The following is a 17,520-nucleotide window of genomic DNA, read 5'->3' as shown; positions in this document are numbered from 1 at the left end:
CGTCGCAGTCGTGGCCGCGGTCGTCGCCTTCGCCCGGATCAGTCGACGTCGGACCAGCGCCGACGACCCGACCCGCAGCGATGCCGGCGCCGAAGCCGGCGCCGAAGCCGATGCCGGCGCAGGTGCTGGCGGCACGAGCGGCACGACGACCGACGACCCGCTGCCGACCGACCCGCAGCAGCACCGACCGGGGCAGCCCGGCGGTTCAGACGGCCCCGACGGCCCCGCCGGACAACCCTCGTAAAAGGTCTTGCCGCCCGTCAGACCCCGACGTACGGTCGTGACATCGAAACCGAAGGGAGGTGATCCGAGAAGTGATTTCTTCCGGAGCGTGTGAGGTGGCCACGCGATAGCCGCGTCCCCATCCACACCATGGATGAAGCAGGGCAGTCCGACTCGTCGGGCTGCCCTGTTCCGTGTCCGGGGTGTGGGCGGGACTCAGGGCTGGAGACGCAGCCGCGTCCACGAGTCGGCGTCGGCGAGGTCGCCGTCGCCCGTGCGGCGGAAGACGATCCGGTCGTGGAGGCGGTTGCGCCGCCCGGCCCAGAACTCGACCTCGTCGCAGACGATGCGCCACCCGCCCCAGAAGTCCGGCACCGGCACGTCGTGGTCGCTGCCCGTGTCGGGGAAGCGCTCGAGCACGTCCTGCCACTTGCGCTCGAGCTCGGCCCGGTCGGCGGCCGGGCGCGACTGGTCCGACGCCCAGGCCGACAGCCGCGAGCCGTAGGGCCGGGCGTCGAAGTAGGCCTCGACCTCGTCGCGGCCGACGAGCTCTGCCGTGCCCCGGAAGCGGATCGCGCGGTAGATGGCCGGCCAGGTCAGGGCCGCCGCGACACGAGGGTTGGACTGCAGGTGCTCGCTCTTGGCCGAGCCGAGGTTGGTCACGAAGCCCGGGCCGCGCTCGTCGAAGAAGCGCATGAGGACGGTGCGCACGTCCGGCGCGCCCGTCGCGTCGACGGTGGCCACCGAGATGGCGGTCGGCTCGGGCACGTCGTCGCGCTCCTCGGCCGCCGTGAGCGCGGCATCGACCCAGGCCCTGGCCTGCAGGTAGGGCGACGCGGCCACGTCAGACTCGACGAGGCCGTCGCCGGAGTAGTCGACGCGGCGTACGGCGGCAAGGCCCTCCCGGGCCGGCTCGCGAGATGAGCTGTCCATGACCCCACACTAGGGTTGGCCCGAGAAGGTCCGCGCGGACGTCAGGCCACGGCGCGCGCGGTCCCGGCGACAGCCCCGGCCCGTCCGGGGCGCTGTGAGGAGTCACCAACCATGGCAGGCAAGGGCAAGCTCGTCACCCAGACCGTCAAGCTCGGCATCAAGTACGGCCCCCAGATCTGGGTCGCCACGCAGGCGCTGCGCGAGCCCGCCAAGGAGGCCGCCAACAAGGCGATCTCGAGCGAACGCGCCCGCCGCCAGGCGATGGCACACGCCAAGTCGCTCGCCGACGGCAGCATCCTCAAGGTCTACAAGGGCGACGTCGCCCACTGGGTCGTCTTCAGCGGTGACGAGGCGGTCGGCGTCCACCCCGAGACCGACATGCTGCTGTCGGCCCTCGTCGAGCGAGCCGACCGGACGAAGCGGATCCGGCCCGACGACAAGGTCAAGGCCACCGACCGCGCCAAGGACGCCGCCACCGCGGCGCTGCGTCGGGCCAAGCCCAACCAGATCAACTGACGCCCGCGCGGGGCCGCACCGTGCTCAGCCGCCCCTGCGCTCAGTCGGCGACGAGGATCCCGAGCTCGGCCGCGAACGCGTCAGCGAGGTCGATGACCTGCGGGCGGCTCATGGTCGCGCCCTTGAGCCCGGCGAGACCCACCGGCGAACGGAGCGTGGCCCCCGAGAGGTCGAGGGCGGCATACGTCCCGCGACCGAAGGTCGGTGACACGAGCGTGCACCCCTCGAAGGTCAGACCGTCGACGGTGGCCTCCTGGAGGTCGAGCTCGACGACGACGCAGTCGACGAAGGCGACGTCCTTGAGCCGGGCGCCGCGCAGGTTGAGGAAGTCGACCTTGCCGCCACGCACCGTGACGTCGCGCCACGTCGAGCCCCAGGCGGAGACCGCGGCCAGCCGGCACCCCTCGATGGTCGTCTCGACGAGGCTCGCCTCGGCCAGCGTCACGCCGACGCCGCCCACGCGCTCCCACTCGCACTCCGACCAGCGCGAGCCCCCGAGGTGCGCCTCGTCGAGCGTGCCGCCGAGCAGCGAGCACTCGAGGAACGAGTGGCCCTCGGCGTGGGCCCTCGTGAAGTCGGTGCCCTCGAAGCGGACCGCGTCGTGATGTTGGTCTCGGGTGGCGAACACGGCGTCACGAAACACGGTCTGGTCGGCGGCTGACGGCATACGGTGAGTCTGTCAGCCGGGACCGACGCCCACCGTCCGCATCCCGGCTGCGGCCTCCACACCGCGGTGGTACCGCCTGCACAGCAAGGACGCACATGGCAGACAGCACGCCCGACCCCGACTTCAAGCCAGGACTCGAGGGCGTCATCGCCTTCGAGTCGACCATTGCAGAGCCGGACAAGGAGGGTGGGGCGCTGCGCTACCGCGGCGTCGACATCAACGACCTCGTCGGGCACGTCGACTTCGCCCACGTGTGGGGCCTGCTCGTCGACAACGAGTTCGACCCCGGCCTGCCGCCGGCCGAGCCCTATCCCCTGCCCGTGCACACCGGGGACGTACGCGTCGACGTCCAGTCCGCGCTCGCCATGCTCGCCCCGGTGTGGGGCTTCAAGCCGACGCTCGACATCGACGCCGACGAGGTGCGCGACAACCTCGCCCGCGCCGCGGTCATGGCCCTGTCGTTCGTCGGGCAGTCGGCCCGAGGGCTCGACAAGCCGATGGTCCCGCAGAGCGAGGTCGACAAGGCCCGCACCATCACCGAGCGCTTCATGATCCGCTGGCGCGGCGAGCCCGACCCGAAGCACGTCGAGGCCGTCGACGCCTACTGGGTCTCCGCCGCCGAGCACGGCATGAACGCCTCGACGTTCACCGCCCGCGTCATCACCTCGACCGGCGCCGACGTCGCCGCCGCGCTCTCGGGCGCCGTCGGGGCGATGTCCGGTCCGCTCCACGGTGGTGCGCCCTCCCGCGTGCTCCACATGCTCGACGGGGTCGAGCAGCTGGGCGACGCGACGACCTACGTCAAGGGCGTCCTCGACAAGGGCGAGCGCCTCATGGGCTTCGGCCACCGCGTCTACCGTGCCGAGGACCCCCGCGCGCGCGTGCTGCGCTCCGCGTGCGAGCGCCTCGGTGCGCCCCGCTTCGAGGCCGCGGCCGCCCTCGAGAAGGCCGCGCTCGACGAGCTGCACGCCCGCCGGCCCGACCGGGTGCTCGCGACGAACGTCGAGTTCTGGGCCGCCGTCATCCTCGACTTCGCGGAGGTCCCGCCGTCGATGTTCACGCCGATGTTCACGTGTGCGCGCACGGCCGGATGGTCCGCGCACATCCTCGAGCAGAAGCAGACCGGCCGGCTCATCCGGCCGTCGTCGCGCTACATCGGCGAGGGTCCGCGCAAGCCCGAGGACGTCGCCGGCTGGACGCCCGACATCTCCCACTGACAGCGGGCCCACCCCGTCGAGTGGCCCCGTCGTCACACCCGGGACTGAGACCGATGCGACCGCCGGGGCCACGCGGCCACCCGAGTGAGCGCCTCGCACCAGTCGAGTGAGCGCGGCGTCCCAGGAGCGTGTGGCAGGTGGGACGACGGGGCCACTCGAGCGTGCGCTCACTCGAGTGGGACTCGGCGCTCACTCGAGTGGTGACCGGCACTGAGCGACGGTCGCCGCACCCGACGTCCCGCAGATCTCTCGACGCGCGGACCTGCCCGCTCGCGCGTAGCCTCGCGAGCAGAGCGAGCAGGTCACCGAGTCGGGGAGTCACCATGGTGCAGCGACTGCGAGTCCGAGGATCGATCGCCCTCGTCGGCGCCCTGGTCGCGGGAGGTGCGCTCGCCGTCCAGCCCACGGCCGAGGCGGCGCCGACGCTCCAGGTCACGACGGTCGTGTCCGGCCTCAGCTACCCGTGGGACATCACGTGGGTCGGCGACCTCATGCTGTACGACCTGCGCGCCGGACAGGTCTGGAGCAAGCGAGGCAGCAACGCCCCTCGACGCGTCGCCATCTCCGGCTTCCCCTCGCTGTACGTCAACAGCGAGGGCGGCCTGCTCGGCATGGTCTCCGACCCCGCCGCGGCCACGAACAAGCGCTTCTACACCTGCCAGGCCGTACGCGACTCGGCGGGCAACCCGCTCGACGTGCGCGTCCTGCGCTGGCGACTGATCGCCGACACCACCGCGGTCTCCGACGGGTCGCCGGTCGTCACGGGGCTGCCCGTCACGAGCGGTCGCCACTCCGGCTGCCGGCTGCGCTTCGGCGGTGACGGCAAGCTCTACGTCGGCACCGGCGACGCGGCCACGGGGACCAACCCGCAGAACCTCGGCTCGCTCGGCGGCAAGGTGCTCCGGGTCAACGCCAACGGCACGATCCCGACCGACAACCCCTTCTACTCCCGCGGTGGCAACGCCCGCTACGTCTGGAACTACGGGCACCGCAACATCCAGGGACTCGCCGTGCGGCCCGGCACGACCGAGCTGTGGTCGGCCGAGCACGGCACGAGCCGCGACGACGAGATCAACCTCTCGGTTCGCGGCGGCAACTACGGCTGGGACCCCGTGCCCGGCTACGACGAGACGACCCCGATGACCGACCTCGGCACGTTCCCGAGCGCCCGCGTCGCCATGTGGTCCTCGGGCGACCCGACCGTGGCGACGAGCGGTGCCACCTTCCTGCGCGGCTCCGCCTGGGGTGAGTGGCAGGGTGCTCTCGCCGTCGGCCTGCTCAAGGGCCAAGGCATCTACCTCATGCGCTTCAACCCGTCCCCCACGACGACCCGCCCCGCGACGGTGACCCGGATGGCGATCGCCCAGGGCTACGGCCGCATCCGCGCCGTACAGCTCGGGCCGGACGGGGCGCTGTGGTTCACGACCTCCAACGGCACCGACGACAAGATCGTCCGCATCACCCCGAGAGCCACGGTGCCGAGACGGTCCGGCGGCAGCCTCATCTCGCCCGTCGGCGTCACCGCTGCGCGCACCGGGTCGCAGGTCACGACCTTCATCCGCGGCACCAACGACGCCGTGTCGTTCAAGCGCAGCACCAACGACGGCGCCTCGTGGGGTTCCTGGATCTCGGCCGGCGTCACCTCCACCGATGCACCGTCCGCGACGAGCTCCCGCTCCGGACGCGTCGACCTCTTCACCCGCAACAGCGCGAGGCAGCTCGTCCACACGTGGTACCAGGACGGCATACGCAAGGGGTCGGCCAACCTCGGCGGCACCGTCGTCGCCCAGCACGGGGCCTCGCTCGGCAACGGGACGATGGACGTCTTCGCCGTCGCGACCACCGGATCGGCCTGGCGCAAGCACTTCGACGGCACGCGGTGGAGCGGCTGGATCTCGGCGGGCGGGGTCTTCACGTCGGGCCTGTCCGCGTCGGCGAACCCCGCGAGCGGCGGCATCCTCGTGACGGGCCGCGGCACCAACGGTGCGACCTACGAGCGGACCTTCTACCCGACGACCGCGACGAGCAGCTGGGTCCAGCGCGGCGACAACCTCGCGGCGTGGTCCGACCGCGCCCTCGGCGACGCCTGGCCCGGTCGAGCCCTCGTCGCGGTCGGCAACGGGGTCGACGGTCGCGCGGTCGTCCAGCGCGGCAGCCTCCTCGTCGGGACACCTCAGGCCTTCACGTCGGCCCCCGACGTCGTGACGCGCGCAGACGGCACGTTCCTGCTCTTCGGGCGAGGCTCGGGCGGCGAGCTGCGCGTCTACGACGGGCGGGTCGGCGCCTTCACGAGCACGTCGCTCGGCGGCATCGTCCGCTGACGCCCACCGGACCGGGGCGCACCCACGCGTGCGCGCGGGTCTCAGGAGTGCGCGATGCACCGCGCACTCCTGGGTTCAAGGCCCACCTCCGGGACGAGCGCACACCTGCGCTCACGCTGCCCAACGTCGCGAGTCGACGATGGCTGCCTGGGTGCGATCCCGGATGAGGGCGACGTCGTCGAGCTCGGCCCAGACGTAGCGCGCGAAGAACCACCCCTTGCGCCGCATGGCATCCTCGCGCCGCTTCTCCCCGAAGGCTGCGCGCTTGTCGGCGTACTTCTCGGCGCCGTCGAACTCGACGAGGACCCGCGTGCCGTCGATCCGGAAGTCCGCGTACCGATCCCCGACATCCGTGGCCACCTCGAACTGCGGCTCGAGCCGGTAGCCGAGTGCTCGCAGCCGGTGGCCGATGACGCTCTCCCCGGGAGACTCGATGCGGCTGTCCGCCTCTCGCAGGATCGCGCGGACCGGCCCGATCCCGCGACACCCCGCGAGCAGCTCGCAGGCTGCGGTGAGCTGCTCGGTGCTGACCAGCCCTCGATGCAGCGCGGCGTCGGCCGCCACGAGGGCGCTGAGCGGCACCCCCTCCAACCCGGCCTGCACGACACCGACCGCGGTCGCCACCCGGTCGTCCGAGGTGCCGTGCGCGACGCCGTATGCCGGGAGCGAGCGGTGGATCTTCACGTCGCGTCCGTGGCGCGTCGGGCCCACGCCGAGGCGCGTCAGGTGCACGGTCCCGAGGTCGAGCCGGTAGTCGGGCAGGCCCTGGGCGACGAGAAGGGACTGGTGGCTGATCAGAGACCGCCCCTCGAAGCGGTGCCAGGCCGCCACGGTGCGCAACCAGTGGAGGTCACGGGCGTCGCGGGGCGGGCGGACGGCATACCACCCGCGCAGCAGGGGGGTCAGCAGGCCGGCGCGCACGGCTCGCGCGACGGCAGCCGGGCCGTGGCCGGCAGCGCCCAGTCGGGCAGCGCTGACGACGTCGCGGTGGGCGAGCTGCTCGAGATCCATCGCCTCATCGTGGTGCGTCGGACGCCTCCGGCGCTCCGGGCCTGTGGACAGGGATGACACAGCATCCCGAGGGTGCGCGTTCTTGCCAGAGATGCACGTTCCAACGCGCACTCCTGGTGCGGGGGCGCATCTCCCGAACCACCGCGCACCCCGCCGCGCGCGCCGTGTGGGCGTCCACACATCGAGCAGCGATGTCCAAGGGGTGGGCACGTGAGGTTGAATGTCAACGGTGACAACGGCGTCATCCGACCTCAACACGTCCGCCACGAGCCCGTAACGTGGCCGCACTTCGCAAGGGTGAATCCGTGACCGAAGCACCAGCCGTGACCCAGCCCATCACCATCCCGGCCGAGCTCCTGCCTGCAGACGGACGGTTCGGCTCCGGACCCTCGAAGGTCCGTCCGGAGCAGATCGACTACCTCAGCTCCCTCGGTCGCACGGTGCTCGGCACGTCGCACCGCCAGGCACCGGTCAAGAACCTCGTCGGCGAGGTCCGCGCGGGTCTGCGCGAGCTCTTCTCCCTGCCCGACGGCTACGAGATCATCCTCGGCAACGGCGGCTCGACGGCGTTCTGGGACATCGCCGCCTTCGGCCTCGTCCGCGACCGCGCCCAGCACCTCGCCTTCGGGGAGTTCTCGAGCAAGTTCGGCAACGTCACGGCGGCGGCGCCCTTCCTCGGCGACCCGACGATCATCAAGGCCGACCCGGGCACGCTCGCCTCGCCGCGAGCCGAGGCGGGCATCGACGTCTACGCCTGGCCGCACAACGAGACCTCGACCGGCGTCATGGCCCCGGTCCAGCGCGTCGCGGGCGCCGACGACGACGCGCTCGTCCTCATCGACGCGACCTCCGGCGCCGGCGGCCTGCCCGTCGACATCACCCAGACCGACGTCTACTACTTCGCCCCGCAGAAGTGCTTCGCCTCCGACGGCGGCCTGTGGCTCGCGGCCTTCTCCCCCGCCGCGCTCGCCCGCGTCGACGAGATCGCCGCCTCCGGCCGCTGGGTCCCAGACTTCTTCAGCCTGCCGACCGCGGTCGACAACTCGCTGAAGAACCAGACCTACAACACCCCCGCGCTGTCCACGCTCGCGCTCATGAAGAGCCAGCTCGACTGGATGAACGGCAACGGCGGGCTCGAGTTCACGACCGGTCGCACCCAGGACTCCTCGAGCCGCCTCTACGGCTGGGCCGAGCAGACCGACTGGACGACGCCCTACGTCGCCGACCCGGCCGCTCGCTCGCAGGTCGTCGGCACCATCGACCTCGACGACTCCATCGACGCCGCCGCGGTGGCCAGCACGCTGCGCGCCAACGGCATCGTCGACGTCGAGCCCTACCGCAAGCTCGGCCGCAACCAGCTGCGCGTCGCGATGTTCCCGGCCGTCGACCCCGAGGACGTCACGAAGCTGACGCAGGCGATCGACCACGTGGTCGCTGCACTCGGCTGACCGACCGCGCGCGTCCCCAGAGGGCCAGCTCCCGTGTGCCGGGTGCTGGCCCTCTGCGCGCACGCCCGCTGTGAGCGCGTGACCTTTGGGTACGTCCCTCGTTGATCCGTGCAGACCGCCAAAGGAGGCGGCCGTCGCATCCGAGGAGTCACCATGGTCCGCATCGTCCGCGCAGGCACCACCGCGCGCCGGGTCGCTGCAGCCGTGCCGGTCATCGCCCTGGCGACCGCCGGCATCGCGTTCGCCGCCACCCGCGGCAGCGACACCGTCGCACCGACGTCGGCGATCGCCGTGCCCGACCAGGCCATCACCGGGGGCAGCCCGCTCTACCCGCAGGCCGGCCCGGCGCCCGCGCCGATGCAGCTGCCCCCGATCTACCAGACCTTCACCCAGGACTACGCCCGCGTGAACGTGGCCGGGCCGGCCAAGGGCGCGATCTCGGCGATCGACTCGCTCGCGCCGGTCCGCCTGGACGCGAACGGCATACCCGCGGTGGCCGTCACGGCCTACCAGCGCGCGGCCGGCGTCCTCGGCAGCATCAAGCCCGGGTGCGGCATCGACTGGGCCCTCCTCGGGGCCATCGGCCGCGTCGAGAGCAACCACGCGCGCTTCGGCGGCAACGTCCTCGACGGTAGCGGCATCGCCCGGCCCGGCATCATCGGCATCCCGCTCGACGGGTCCCGCGGCACGGCCCGCATCACCGACACCGACGGCGGTGCCCTCGACCGCGACACGACGTTCGACCGCGCCGTCGGCCCGATGCAGTTCATCCCGACGTCGTGGTCCATGGCTGGCCGTGACGGTGACGGCGACGGGGTCGCCAACCCGCAGAGCCTGACCGACGCGACCACCGGCGCGGGCGTCCTGCTCTGCTCGGGCGGCACCGACCTGCGCAAGCCCGGTGCGGCCTACGACGCCGTGCTGCGCTACAACCACTCCGACTCCTACGTGCGCACGGTGCTGTCCATCGCCGACGCGTACCGCCGCGGCGTGGCCGTGGTCCCGATGAGCGCGATCCCCGCCGCCCGCCCCGCTGCCGGGAGCGGCTCGGCCACCCCCGAGGGCTCGGGCTTCGCGTATGCCGGTTCGCCGGCTCCCCGTTCGACGGCTTCGCCGAGCGCACGCCCCACACCGAGCTCCTCGGCGAAGCCGTCACCCGCACCGTCCAGCACCTCGAAGCCCTCGGCGTCACCGAAGCCGTCGGCGTCGCCCAAGCCGGCCCCGAAGCCGAAGCCCGGCGCGCCTAGCGTGCCGATCCCGCGGCCGTCGGTCCCCGGCGTCCCACTCCCATCGGTCACGGTGCCGCTCCCGCCCGTGCCGAAGGTGCCCGTGCCGACCCTGCCGGCCGAGATCGTGCGGCTGCTCGCCCTGCCGCACCTGCCGCTGCTGAGCGGCGACCCCAAGGACCTCGTCCGGGTGCTCGACCCGCTCACTGCGAAGGTCGTCTGCGTCCTCGACACCAAGGTCGTGACGTGTCCCACCGGAGGTCTGCTCGGCTGAACGACCCCGTCGGGCGAGCAGCACCCCTTACCGCGAGAGCGGCCGCCCGTCCGGGCGGCCGCTCTCGTTCGTCTCCGCGGCCGGGGCGGCCGGGGCGGCCGCGCGTGACGGGCGACGGTCAGGCGCCGGCGCCGGCGCCGGCGATGGGCGGCGCGGAGGCGTCGGCCTCCTCGCTGCTGGCCTCGCGGCGGAGGTACTCCTCGATGTTCTCGACGTCGGCGCGGTTGCGCCGGACGACGGTCAGCAGGTCGGACATCGAGCTGACCTCCTCGACCTGCTCCTTGATGAACCACTGCATGAACTGGTCGGACGCGAAGTCGTGCTCCTCGCGGGCGACGGCGGTCAGCGCGTTGATCTGGTCGCTGACGCGCTTCTCCTGGACCAGGGCGAGTTCGACGGGCTCGACCATGTCGGCGAAGGTGTTGGTCGGCGCGGCCACGCCCGGGATCGCCACCGTCGAGTCGGTGTCCAGGAGGTACTGGACCATCATCATCGCGTGGTCGCGCTCCTCGACCGCCTGACGGTAGAAGAGCGCTGCCATCTGCGGCATCGTCAGGGTGTCGTAGTAGACCGCGATCGCGACGTACTGCTGGTGCGCGGCGTACTCGTGGCCGATCTGCTCGTTGAGCAGGTCGACGAACCTCTGGGCGGCCATGGTGGCTCCTCCGCACTGGTCTCGACGGGTGGGGCAGACGCCCATCCTAGGGACGCGGTCCGGTCCCGTCGGCGCCCGCCCACACGTCGGTCCGGACCGGTAGAGGCACCCGGCCCGGGTCGGCCTCGCCCGACGGCTCAGCGGTTGACGAACGCGGCGATGACGGCGATGGCGATGAAGAGCACGAGCGCCGCGACCGTGATGCGGTGGCGGAACTTGAAGTTCACTTGGTCACCTCGGGGGCCGAGGGCACCACCGAGGCCAGCTGGATCCGGAGTCGGGGGCGCCGCTGGGTCTGGATGGTCACCGCGACATTCTGCCGACGTGCGACCCAGAGTCCAACCGCGGCGAGGCTGAGGCCGACCGCGATGGTCCCGATGGCGATCGTCCAGCGGGGTCCCCAGACGTCACCGATCCACCCGATGACGGGCGCGCCGATGGGCGTGCCCCCCATGAAGATCGCCATGTAGAGGGCCATGACCCGTCCCCGCATCACCGGGTCGACGCTGACCTGGACCATGGCGTTGGCCGTGGTGAGCGCGGTCAGCGCGGCGAGGCCGGTCGGCACGAGGAAGACGGCGAACATGACGTAGTTCGGCGCCGTCGAGAGGAAGGCCGTCGACACCGTGAAGCCGGCGAGGGCGACGAGGAGGACCCGCATCCGGGGCCGGGCGCGACGCGCCGAGAGCAGGGCGGCGGTCAGGGAGCCGACGGCCATGATCGAGCCGAGCAGGCCGTACTCCCCCGGACCCTTGTCGAAGACCTTGGTGGCCATGAGCGCCATCGTCAGCTGGAAGTTCATCCCGAACGTCCCGAGCACGAAGACGAGCGCCATGATGAGCACGAGGTCGGGCCGTCCCTTGACGTAGCGCAGTCCCTCACGGATCTGCCCCTTGCCTCGGGCCCTGGGCGACGGCGTCAGCAGGCTGGTGTTCATCCGCAGGAGCGCCACGAGGACGAAGACGAAGGTCGCGGCGTTCACGTAGAGCGCGGGCGCGATGCCGAACCACGCGATGACGAGGCCGGCGACGGCGGGCCCGACGAGCCGGCCGAGGTTGAACGAGGCACTGTTGAGCGCGACGGCGTTGGGCAGGTGCTCGGTGTCGACCATCTCGGAGACGAACGTCTGCCGGGCCGGGTTGTCGACGGCCGTCGCCACGCCCTGGAGGAAGGCGAGCGCGTAGACGTGCCACAGCTCGACGACCCCGGCCGCGGTGAGCACGGCGAGCAGCAGGGCGGTGACGAGCAGCGCCGTCTGGGTGAGGAAGAGGATGCGCCGCTTGGGGAAGCGGTCGACGAGCATCCCCGCGAACGGCGCGAGGATGAGGAAGGGCAGGAACTGCAGTCCCGTGACGATGCCGAGCGCCGTCGAGGAGTGGTCGGTGAGGACGGTGAGGACGAGCCAGTCCTGGGCCACGCGCCCCATCCACGTGCCGACGTTGGAGACGATCGCGCCGGAGGCGTAGATGCGGTAGTTCGGGATCGAGAGGGAGTGGAAGGTGGGGCTCATTCGCTGGCCACCTTGGCCAGCACCGCGGCGGCCCGCTGGAGCAGCTCGCGCTCGTCGTCGGTGAGCTGCTCGAAGCGCGACAGCATCCACTCGTCGCGGTGCTTCCGGATCCGCTTGAGCGCCTTGCGGCCCTCGGGGGTCAGCGACAGGATCACCTGTCGGCCGTCGGTGGGGTCGTCGGCCCGGGCGACGTAGCCGCGCTCGACGAGCATGTTGGTCGTGCGCTTCATGCTCGGGGCGGACACGCGCTCGATGTCGGCCAGCTCGCTGTTGGTGCGGGCCGTGGCCTCGAGGCGGCAGAGCACGGAGAACTGGTGCGGGGGCAGCTCACGGTCGGACTCGAAACGGACTCGCCGCGAGATGCGCATGCAGGCGAGTCGGATGTCGTTGGAGAGCGAGACGAGCTCGGCTCTGGAGAGCCGGATGATGGGGTTCTTGGCAGTCAAGGGCGGATCCTCGGAAGTGCAGTCTGGTGGTACTTAGCCTAACTCATTACCTCTGCTAACCATTCCCAACCCTGGACAGAACGGGCACGCACCGATCCACAGGCCCGACGCGTGAAGGCCCCCTCCCGAGCGGGAGGAGGCCTTCACGGCATACGTGCTCTGGTGTGGTGTGGAGCGAACCGCCTTGTGCGGCAGCGTCACTCAGGTGAGCATCGACTCCAGTGGCGCCTTGATGAAGTAGACGACGAAGAAGGCGGCGACGATCCACAGCAGCGGGTGGATCTCGCGGCGCTTGCCACGAGCCATCTTGACGAGCACCCAGGCGATGAAGCCGGCGCCGATGCCGACGGTGATGTTGTAGGTGAACGGCATGAGCACGATGGTGAGGAAGGCCGGCAGGGCGACCTCCATGTCGTCCCAGTCGATGTTCTTGACCTGGGTCATCATGAGGAAGCCGACGATGACGAGCGCCGGGGCCGCCGCCTCGGACGGCACGACGGCGAAGAGCGGAGCGAGGAAGGTCGCGAGCAGGAAGAGCACGCCGGTCACGACCGACGCGAGGCCGGTGCGGGCACCCTCCTCCACGCCGGACGCGGACTCGATGTAGGACGTGTTGCTGCTGACGCCACCGGCGCCACCCGCGATCGCGGCGACCGAGTCGACGACGAGGATGCGGTCGGTGTGCGGCGGGTTGCCGTCCTCGTCGAGGAGCTTGGCCTCGGTGCCGATCGCGACGACGGTGCCCATCGTGTCGAAGAAGTCGGCGAGCAGGAGCGAGAAGACGAACATGACGGCCGTGACGACGCCGATCTTCTCGAACGAGCCGAGCAGGCTGAACTGGCCGAGGATCCCGAGGTCCGGGGTGTTGGTGATCGAGTCGGGCAGCTTCGGCACGGTGAGGGCCCACGCCGACGGGTTGGTCAGGGCGCCCTTGTCGTCGAAGACCCGCGGGCCGATGCTGAAGATCGCCTCGAGCAGCATCGCGAGGACGGTCGCCGCGACGATGCCGATGAGGATCGCGCCCTTGACCTTGCGGATGAGCAGGACCGCGATGAGGAAGACGCCGACGACGAAGACGAGGGTCGGCCAGCCGTCGAGGCTACCGCCGATGCCGAGCTCGCTCGGGACCGATCCGGGGGTCGTGGGACGGCGCGCGAAGCCCGCGTCGATGACGCCGATGTAGGCGATGAAGAGGCCGATGCCGACGGAGATCGCGACCTTGAGCGGTCCCGGGATCGCTTTGAAGACCGCCTTGCGGAAGCCGGTCAGCACGAGCACGAGGATGATGACGCCCTCGATGACGACGAGGCCCATGAGGTCGGCGAAGGTGATCTTGTCGGCCGAGTGGGTGATGACCATGCCGGTGATGAGGCCGTTGATGCCGAGCCCCGCAGCGAGCGCGATCGGGAAGTTCGCGACCAGCCCCATGAGGATCGACATGACGCCGGCGATGACCGCCGTGCCGACCGCGACGAGGAGCTTGCTCTCGGTCAGGTCGGTCGTACCACCGATCATGGTGCCCGAGCCGTCGACGACGCCCGAGAGGATGATGGGGTTGAGGACCACGATGTAGACCATCGTGAAGAAGGTGACGAAGCCGCCCCGGACCTCGCGAGCGACGGTCGACCCGCGCTCGGTGATCTTGAAGAAGCCGTCGAGCCCGGTCAGTGTGGGCGCTTTGCGTGTATCCGTCGACATGGCGCACACCCTAGTGGCGGCGCGTTTCGTGTGTGTGACGAGACCCTAGGCTGTCCACGTGACCGACGAGACCACCCCCGACGTGCCGGCCGACGTGCCGACCGACGCGTCCGAGCCGACGACGCCGGAGCAGATCGCGCCGCTGCCCGTGCCGATGCTGCGGATCATCGAGGTCGGGCTCGCGGCGTGGGTCGTGGCCCTCGTCGTCATCCTCGCCGTGCCCGCCCTCCACGAGGGTGACCGCGACTGGTGGCCGTGGACGTGCGTGGCCGGCTTCGTGCTCGGCGCGATCGGCTGGGTCTACGTGTGGCGCGGTCGCGGCAACGCGAGCGACGCCGCCTGAACCGCCCCACCGCCAGCCCCACCACCTCACCCACCGCCCCGGGAAACGCACGAACCACCCGGGTATGCCGGGTGGTTCGTCCGTGCGCGGGCGCGGTCAGTCGGTGACGGGGTCGTCCGAGCCGTGCGACTCCTCGGCCGGAGCCTGCTCGTCGGCAGGCCGCCCGGCCTGCTCGGAATCGTCCTGGCTCGACTCGTCCTCAGCCTGATCGGACCGGTCGGCCTGGTCCTCGTCGTCCCGCTCGACGCGCTCGGCCGGCTCGAGGTCGACCGCGAACTCGTCGACGATCGGCTCCCCGATCGGCGTCGGCTCGGGGTGGTCCAGGTCGGTCTCGGAGTGGGCCCCGCAGCCGTGGTCGAGCGAGACGACCCGGCCGTCGGACGGGCTCCACTCGTTGGCGCACACCCCGAACGTCGCGCGCAGGGCGCCGGCCATCGGCAGGAAGTAGCCGCACGTCGTGCAGTGCTCGGTGGCCTTCGTCGCGATCTCGGCGGTCGGGCCGTGGTCGCCCTCATACCAGCGGCTCGCCGCGACCTCCCGCCCCTCGGCGGAGAGCACGCGCGGACGTCCGAGCCCGAGCTCGAAGAAGGCCATCTGGTCGACGTCCTCCTCGCCCGTGGCCTCGAAGCCGGCCTCGAGGTTGGGGTCGTCGGGGCGGAAGGGCAGCACGTCGCCGGCGCCGAGGTCTCCGGGAGCCAGCCGGTCGGCATACGGCAGCCACTCGGGGGCGAGGACGGCGTCGGGACCGGGCAGCAGGTTGGTCTCGCAGACCGTCGCCACCTTGGCGCGCGACACCCGGGCGACACTGACGCCCCAGCGCCAGCCGCGGTAGCCCGGCGACGTGCACTCGAACCAGTGCATGCCGAGGCGCTCCTCGAGCAGGTCCATGCCGAGGTGCGCGCCGATGGTTCCAGGCTCGGCGACGTCCTCGAGGACGCTGCGGGCGAGGTCGGACGCGGCCAGCAGCACGGCGTCCGTCTTGGGGGCGGTGACGGTCATCAGCTCACTTCTCCAGCTCGTCCGCGAGGCCACGCAGGGCGCGAGCGACGTTGGAGGCGAGCTTGCGGTCGGGACGGCGTCCGGAGCGGTAGCCGTTGCCGACGCCGTCGAGGAGCTGCACGACGTCCTCGATGATGACGGTGAGCTCCTCCGGCGTCCTGCGGGTCTGTGCGGTCTTGTTGGCGGCGACGGACTGGACCGGGTCGAGCACCGTGACCGACAGCGCCTGGGCACCCTTGCGGCCCTCGACGATGCCGAACTCGACACGCACGCCCTTCTTCAGGGTCGTGACGCCCGCGGGGAGCGCGTTCGCGTGCAGGAAGACGTCCGCGCCCGAGTCCTCGGAGATGAATCCGAAGCCCTTGTCCGCGTCGTAGAACCTGACCTTGCCAGTCGGCACAGTCCACCTCGTTCAGATCTCGGTCGGCCGTGTCACGGCACGACTCGATGGCGCTCCTTGCGCTCCGCTCCAGCCTAACGGCTCGGGGCAAGCCGGATTCCGCGCCGCGCAGGTGCCGAGGCACCGACCGGCCGGCCGGCCGACCTACGCTGGGGCATGCCCACGCCCCTGCACCTCGAGTCGTCCCGCGCCCTGCCCGTCGAGGTCGCCGACGCCTACGACCGCCTGCTCCCCCACCCGCTGACCGACCTCATGTCGCGGCGCTACGGGCTGCTGCCGCCGATCCGCGAGGTGCGCGACCAGACCGGTCCGTGGGGCGAGGTCGGGCAGACCCGGACCATCGCCCTGGCCGACGGCGGGACGATGCGCGAGCGCCTGACCGAGGTCGTGCGACCCGAGCGCTTCGACTACGTGCTCACCGACTTCACCGGGGCGTTCAAGCCGCTCGTCTCACACGTCGACGGCCGCTGGGCCTTCGCGCCAGAGGGCACGGGCGTGCGGGTGACGTGGAGCTGGACCATGCACCCGACGAGCACGTATGCCGCCCGCGTCCTGCCGCTCGTCGGCCGGATGTGGCTCGGCTACGCACGCCAGGCCCTCGAGCAGACGTCGGACGTGCTGCTCGGCCGCTGAGGTGTCACGTGGACGGTCGGGCTGACCGGGTCAGGTCTGGGAGATGCCCCACGTGCCGGTCCACTCCTCGCCCGGGGCGAGCACGACGAGTCCGTGCCCGGAGTTGAAGGCGTCGGCCGGGCAGCTCATCGGCTCGACGGCGATGCCGACCTCGCCCTTGCGGTCCTCGGCGATAGCGGTGAAGACCTGCAGCCACGGGAAGGCGGCATCGGCCCAGAGCGTCGTCGTGCGGTCGGCGGCCGACACCGTGGCGCGCCACATGCCGTCGGGGTCGCGCAGGACGTCGGTGTAGGCGGTGTCGAGGCGCGCCTCGCCGACGGGGCGGCGATCGCGGAAGTCGTACGGCTCGCCGTCGACCGGACGGTTCGCGGCGGGGAGCAGCCGTTCGTCGACCTCGACCCACGTCGACCCCGGGATGCGCAGCTCGACGTCGGGCAGCAGGGTCTCGCCGATGGCGAGGTAGGGGTGGGCGCCGTAGCCGAAGGGCGCCTCCGACGGACCGACGTTGCGGGCGGCCGTCGTCACGACGAGGCCCGAGTCGTCGAGCAGGTAGGTGGTGCGCAGGTCGAGGAAGTGGTCCCACCCCGGCTGCGGGTGCAGGCGGTAGCCGACGGTGACGCGGTCGTCCTCGAGCTCGACGAGCTCCCACAGGGCCCAGCGCACGAGTCCGTGGCTCGCGTTGCCGCGGGCGACCTCGGTGACCGACAGCTGGTGCTCGGTGCCAGCGAACGTGAAGCGCCCGTCGCGGATCCGGTTGGGCCAGGGCATGAGCTGTTGCCCACGGCCGGACGCGCAGGTCTCGTCGGCGGCGTAACCCGCGACGACGTCGACGCCGTCACGGGTGAACGTGCGCAGGCCGCCCCCGACCTCGACGACGGTCGCCTCGAACGGGCCGTGCCCGATGGTCCACTGCTGCCCGGTCGGGTGCGCCGGGGCGGGCTCGGCGGGTGTCGCCGGTGAGAGCGCGCTCATGGGGGCAACGCTAGCGGGCGCGTCCCCGG

General features: G+C 71.5%; 17 protein-coding genes and 1 pseudogene. 8 read left to right on the top strand and 10 right to left on the bottom strand.

Going from position 1 to position 17,520, the window contains the following annotated elements; translation table 11 throughout:
• Positions 1-244 (top strand): annotated as a pseudogene (locus AB4Y83_RS20940) (hypothetical protein); the annotation flags it as partial.
• Between the two features lie 194 nt (positions 245-438).
• On the opposite strand, the gene pdxH reads toward AB4Y83_RS20940, so the two are convergent.
• Positions 439-1,155 (bottom strand): pyridoxamine 5'-phosphate oxidase, encoded by a 717-nt coding sequence (gene pdxH / locus AB4Y83_RS20935; protein WP_442276260.1) that lies wholly within the window; start codon positions 1,153-1,155, stop codon positions 439-441.
• A 111-nt stretch (positions 1,156-1,266) separates the two neighbouring features.
• Between pdxH and AB4Y83_RS20930 the strand changes: the two genes are divergently transcribed.
• Positions 1,267-1,671 carry a hypothetical protein gene (locus AB4Y83_RS20930; RefSeq protein WP_442276259.1) on the top strand — a complete coding sequence of 135 codons (405 nt, stop codon included), beginning with the start codon at positions 1,267-1,269 and terminating at the stop codon, positions 1,669-1,671.
• Positions 1,672-1,711: 40 nt separating this feature from the next.
• Here the strand turns inward: AB4Y83_RS20930 and AB4Y83_RS20925 are convergent, their stop codons facing one another.
• Positions 1,712-2,338, bottom strand: a complete 627-nt coding sequence (locus AB4Y83_RS20925) for a pentapeptide repeat-containing protein (RefSeq protein WP_442276258.1) — start codon at positions 2,336-2,338, stop codon at positions 1,712-1,714.
• Positions 2,339-2,433: 95 nt separating this feature from the next.
• Here AB4Y83_RS20925 and AB4Y83_RS20920 point away from each other — a divergent pair, with 95 nt between their 5' ends.
• Positions 2,434-3,555, top strand: coding sequence for a citrate synthase 2 (locus tag AB4Y83_RS20920; RefSeq protein WP_442276257.1), 1,122 nt, complete (start codon positions 2,434-2,436; stop codon positions 3,553-3,555).
• Positions 3,556-3,878: 323 nt separating this feature from the next.
• Positions 3,879-5,876, top strand: coding sequence for a PQQ-dependent sugar dehydrogenase (locus tag AB4Y83_RS20915; RefSeq protein ID WP_442298051.1), 1,998 nt, complete (start codon positions 3,879-3,881; stop codon positions 5,874-5,876).
• Positions 5,877-5,987: 111 nt separating this feature from the next.
• Here the strand turns inward: AB4Y83_RS20915 and AB4Y83_RS20910 are convergent, their stop codons facing one another.
• Positions 5,988-6,887 (bottom strand): hypothetical protein, encoded by a 900-nt coding sequence (locus AB4Y83_RS20910; protein WP_442276255.1) that lies wholly within the window; start codon positions 6,885-6,887, stop codon positions 5,988-5,990.
• 323 nt (positions 6,888-7,210) lie between these two features.
• Here AB4Y83_RS20910 and serC point away from each other — a divergent pair, with 323 nt between their 5' ends.
• Positions 7,211-8,335 carry a phosphoserine transaminase gene (serC, locus tag AB4Y83_RS20905; protein WP_442276277.1) on the top strand — a complete coding sequence of 375 codons (1,125 nt, stop codon included), beginning with the start codon at positions 7,211-7,213 and terminating at the stop codon, positions 8,333-8,335.
• Positions 8,336-8,488: 153 nt separating this feature from the next.
• On the top strand, positions 8,489-9,835 hold the full coding sequence (locus AB4Y83_RS20900) for a lytic transglycosylase domain-containing protein (protein ID WP_442298050.1): 1,347 nt from the start codon (positions 8,489-8,491) through the stop codon (positions 9,833-9,835).
• Positions 9,836-9,953: 118 nt separating this feature from the next.
• Here AB4Y83_RS20900 and AB4Y83_RS20895 read toward each other — a convergent pair whose 3' ends face one another.
• From AB4Y83_RS20895 to AB4Y83_RS20880, 4 genes are all read right to left on the bottom strand, one after another.
• Positions 9,954-10,490, bottom strand: a complete 537-nt coding sequence (locus AB4Y83_RS20895) for a ferritin (protein WP_442298049.1) — start codon at positions 10,488-10,490, stop codon at positions 9,954-9,956.
• Between the two features lie 223 nt (positions 10,491-10,713).
• Positions 10,714-12,000 (bottom strand): MFS transporter, encoded by a 1,287-nt coding sequence (locus AB4Y83_RS20890; RefSeq protein ID WP_442298048.1) that lies wholly within the window; start codon positions 11,998-12,000, stop codon positions 10,714-10,716.
• On the bottom strand, positions 11,997-12,446 hold the full coding sequence (locus tag AB4Y83_RS20885; protein WP_442298047.1) for a MarR family winged helix-turn-helix transcriptional regulator: 450 nt from the start codon (positions 12,444-12,446) through the stop codon (positions 11,997-11,999). The genes AB4Y83_RS20890 and AB4Y83_RS20885 overlap by 4 nt, the downstream gene beginning before the upstream one ends.
• Before the next feature lie 201 nt (positions 12,447-12,647).
• Entirely contained in the window at positions 12,648-14,144 is a 1,497-nt protein-coding gene (locus tag AB4Y83_RS20880) for an NCS2 family permease (RefSeq protein WP_442276250.1), read from the bottom strand.
• Between the two features lie 58 nt (positions 14,145-14,202).
• Here AB4Y83_RS20880 and AB4Y83_RS20875 point away from each other — a divergent pair, with 58 nt between their 5' ends.
• Entirely contained in the window at positions 14,203-14,487 is a 285-nt protein-coding gene (locus AB4Y83_RS20875; RefSeq protein ID WP_442276249.1) for a DUF2530 domain-containing protein, read from the top strand.
• 96 nt (positions 14,488-14,583) lie between these two features.
• Here the strand turns inward: AB4Y83_RS20875 and AB4Y83_RS20870 are convergent, their stop codons facing one another.
• Both AB4Y83_RS20870 and AB4Y83_RS20865 read right to left on the bottom strand, forming a co-directional pair.
• Entirely contained in the window at positions 14,584-15,486 is a 903-nt protein-coding gene (locus AB4Y83_RS20870; RefSeq protein ID WP_442276248.1) for a DUF3027 domain-containing protein, read from the bottom strand.
• A 4-nt stretch (positions 15,487-15,490) separates the two neighbouring features.
• Positions 15,491-15,886 carry a cold-shock protein gene (locus AB4Y83_RS20865; protein WP_442276247.1) on the bottom strand — a complete coding sequence of 132 codons (396 nt, stop codon included), beginning with the start codon at positions 15,884-15,886 and terminating at the stop codon, positions 15,491-15,493.
• 156 nt (positions 15,887-16,042) lie between these two features.
• Between AB4Y83_RS20865 and AB4Y83_RS20860 the strand changes: the two genes are divergently transcribed.
• Entirely contained in the window at positions 16,043-16,519 is a 477-nt protein-coding gene (locus AB4Y83_RS20860; protein ID WP_442276246.1) for an SRPBCC family protein, read from the top strand.
• Positions 16,520-16,549: 30 nt separating this feature from the next.
• Here AB4Y83_RS20860 and AB4Y83_RS20855 read toward each other — a convergent pair whose 3' ends face one another.
• The gene (locus AB4Y83_RS20855) at positions 16,550-17,491 is read right to left on the bottom strand and encodes an aldose 1-epimerase family protein (RefSeq protein ID WP_442276245.1); all 942 of its coding nucleotides are present in this window, start codon (positions 17,489-17,491) and stop codon (positions 16,550-16,552) included.
• Positions 17,492-17,520 lie beyond the last annotated feature (29 nt).

Origin of the sequence: Terrabacter sp. RAF57 (assembly GCF_052113925.1) — a bacterium.
In the GTDB taxonomy this organism is placed as follows: Bacteria; Actinomycetota; Actinomycetes; order Actinomycetales; family Dermatophilaceae; genus Terrabacter.
Note: the sequence above shows the minus strand (reverse complement) of the source record. Positions and strands in the feature narration are given on the sequence as shown.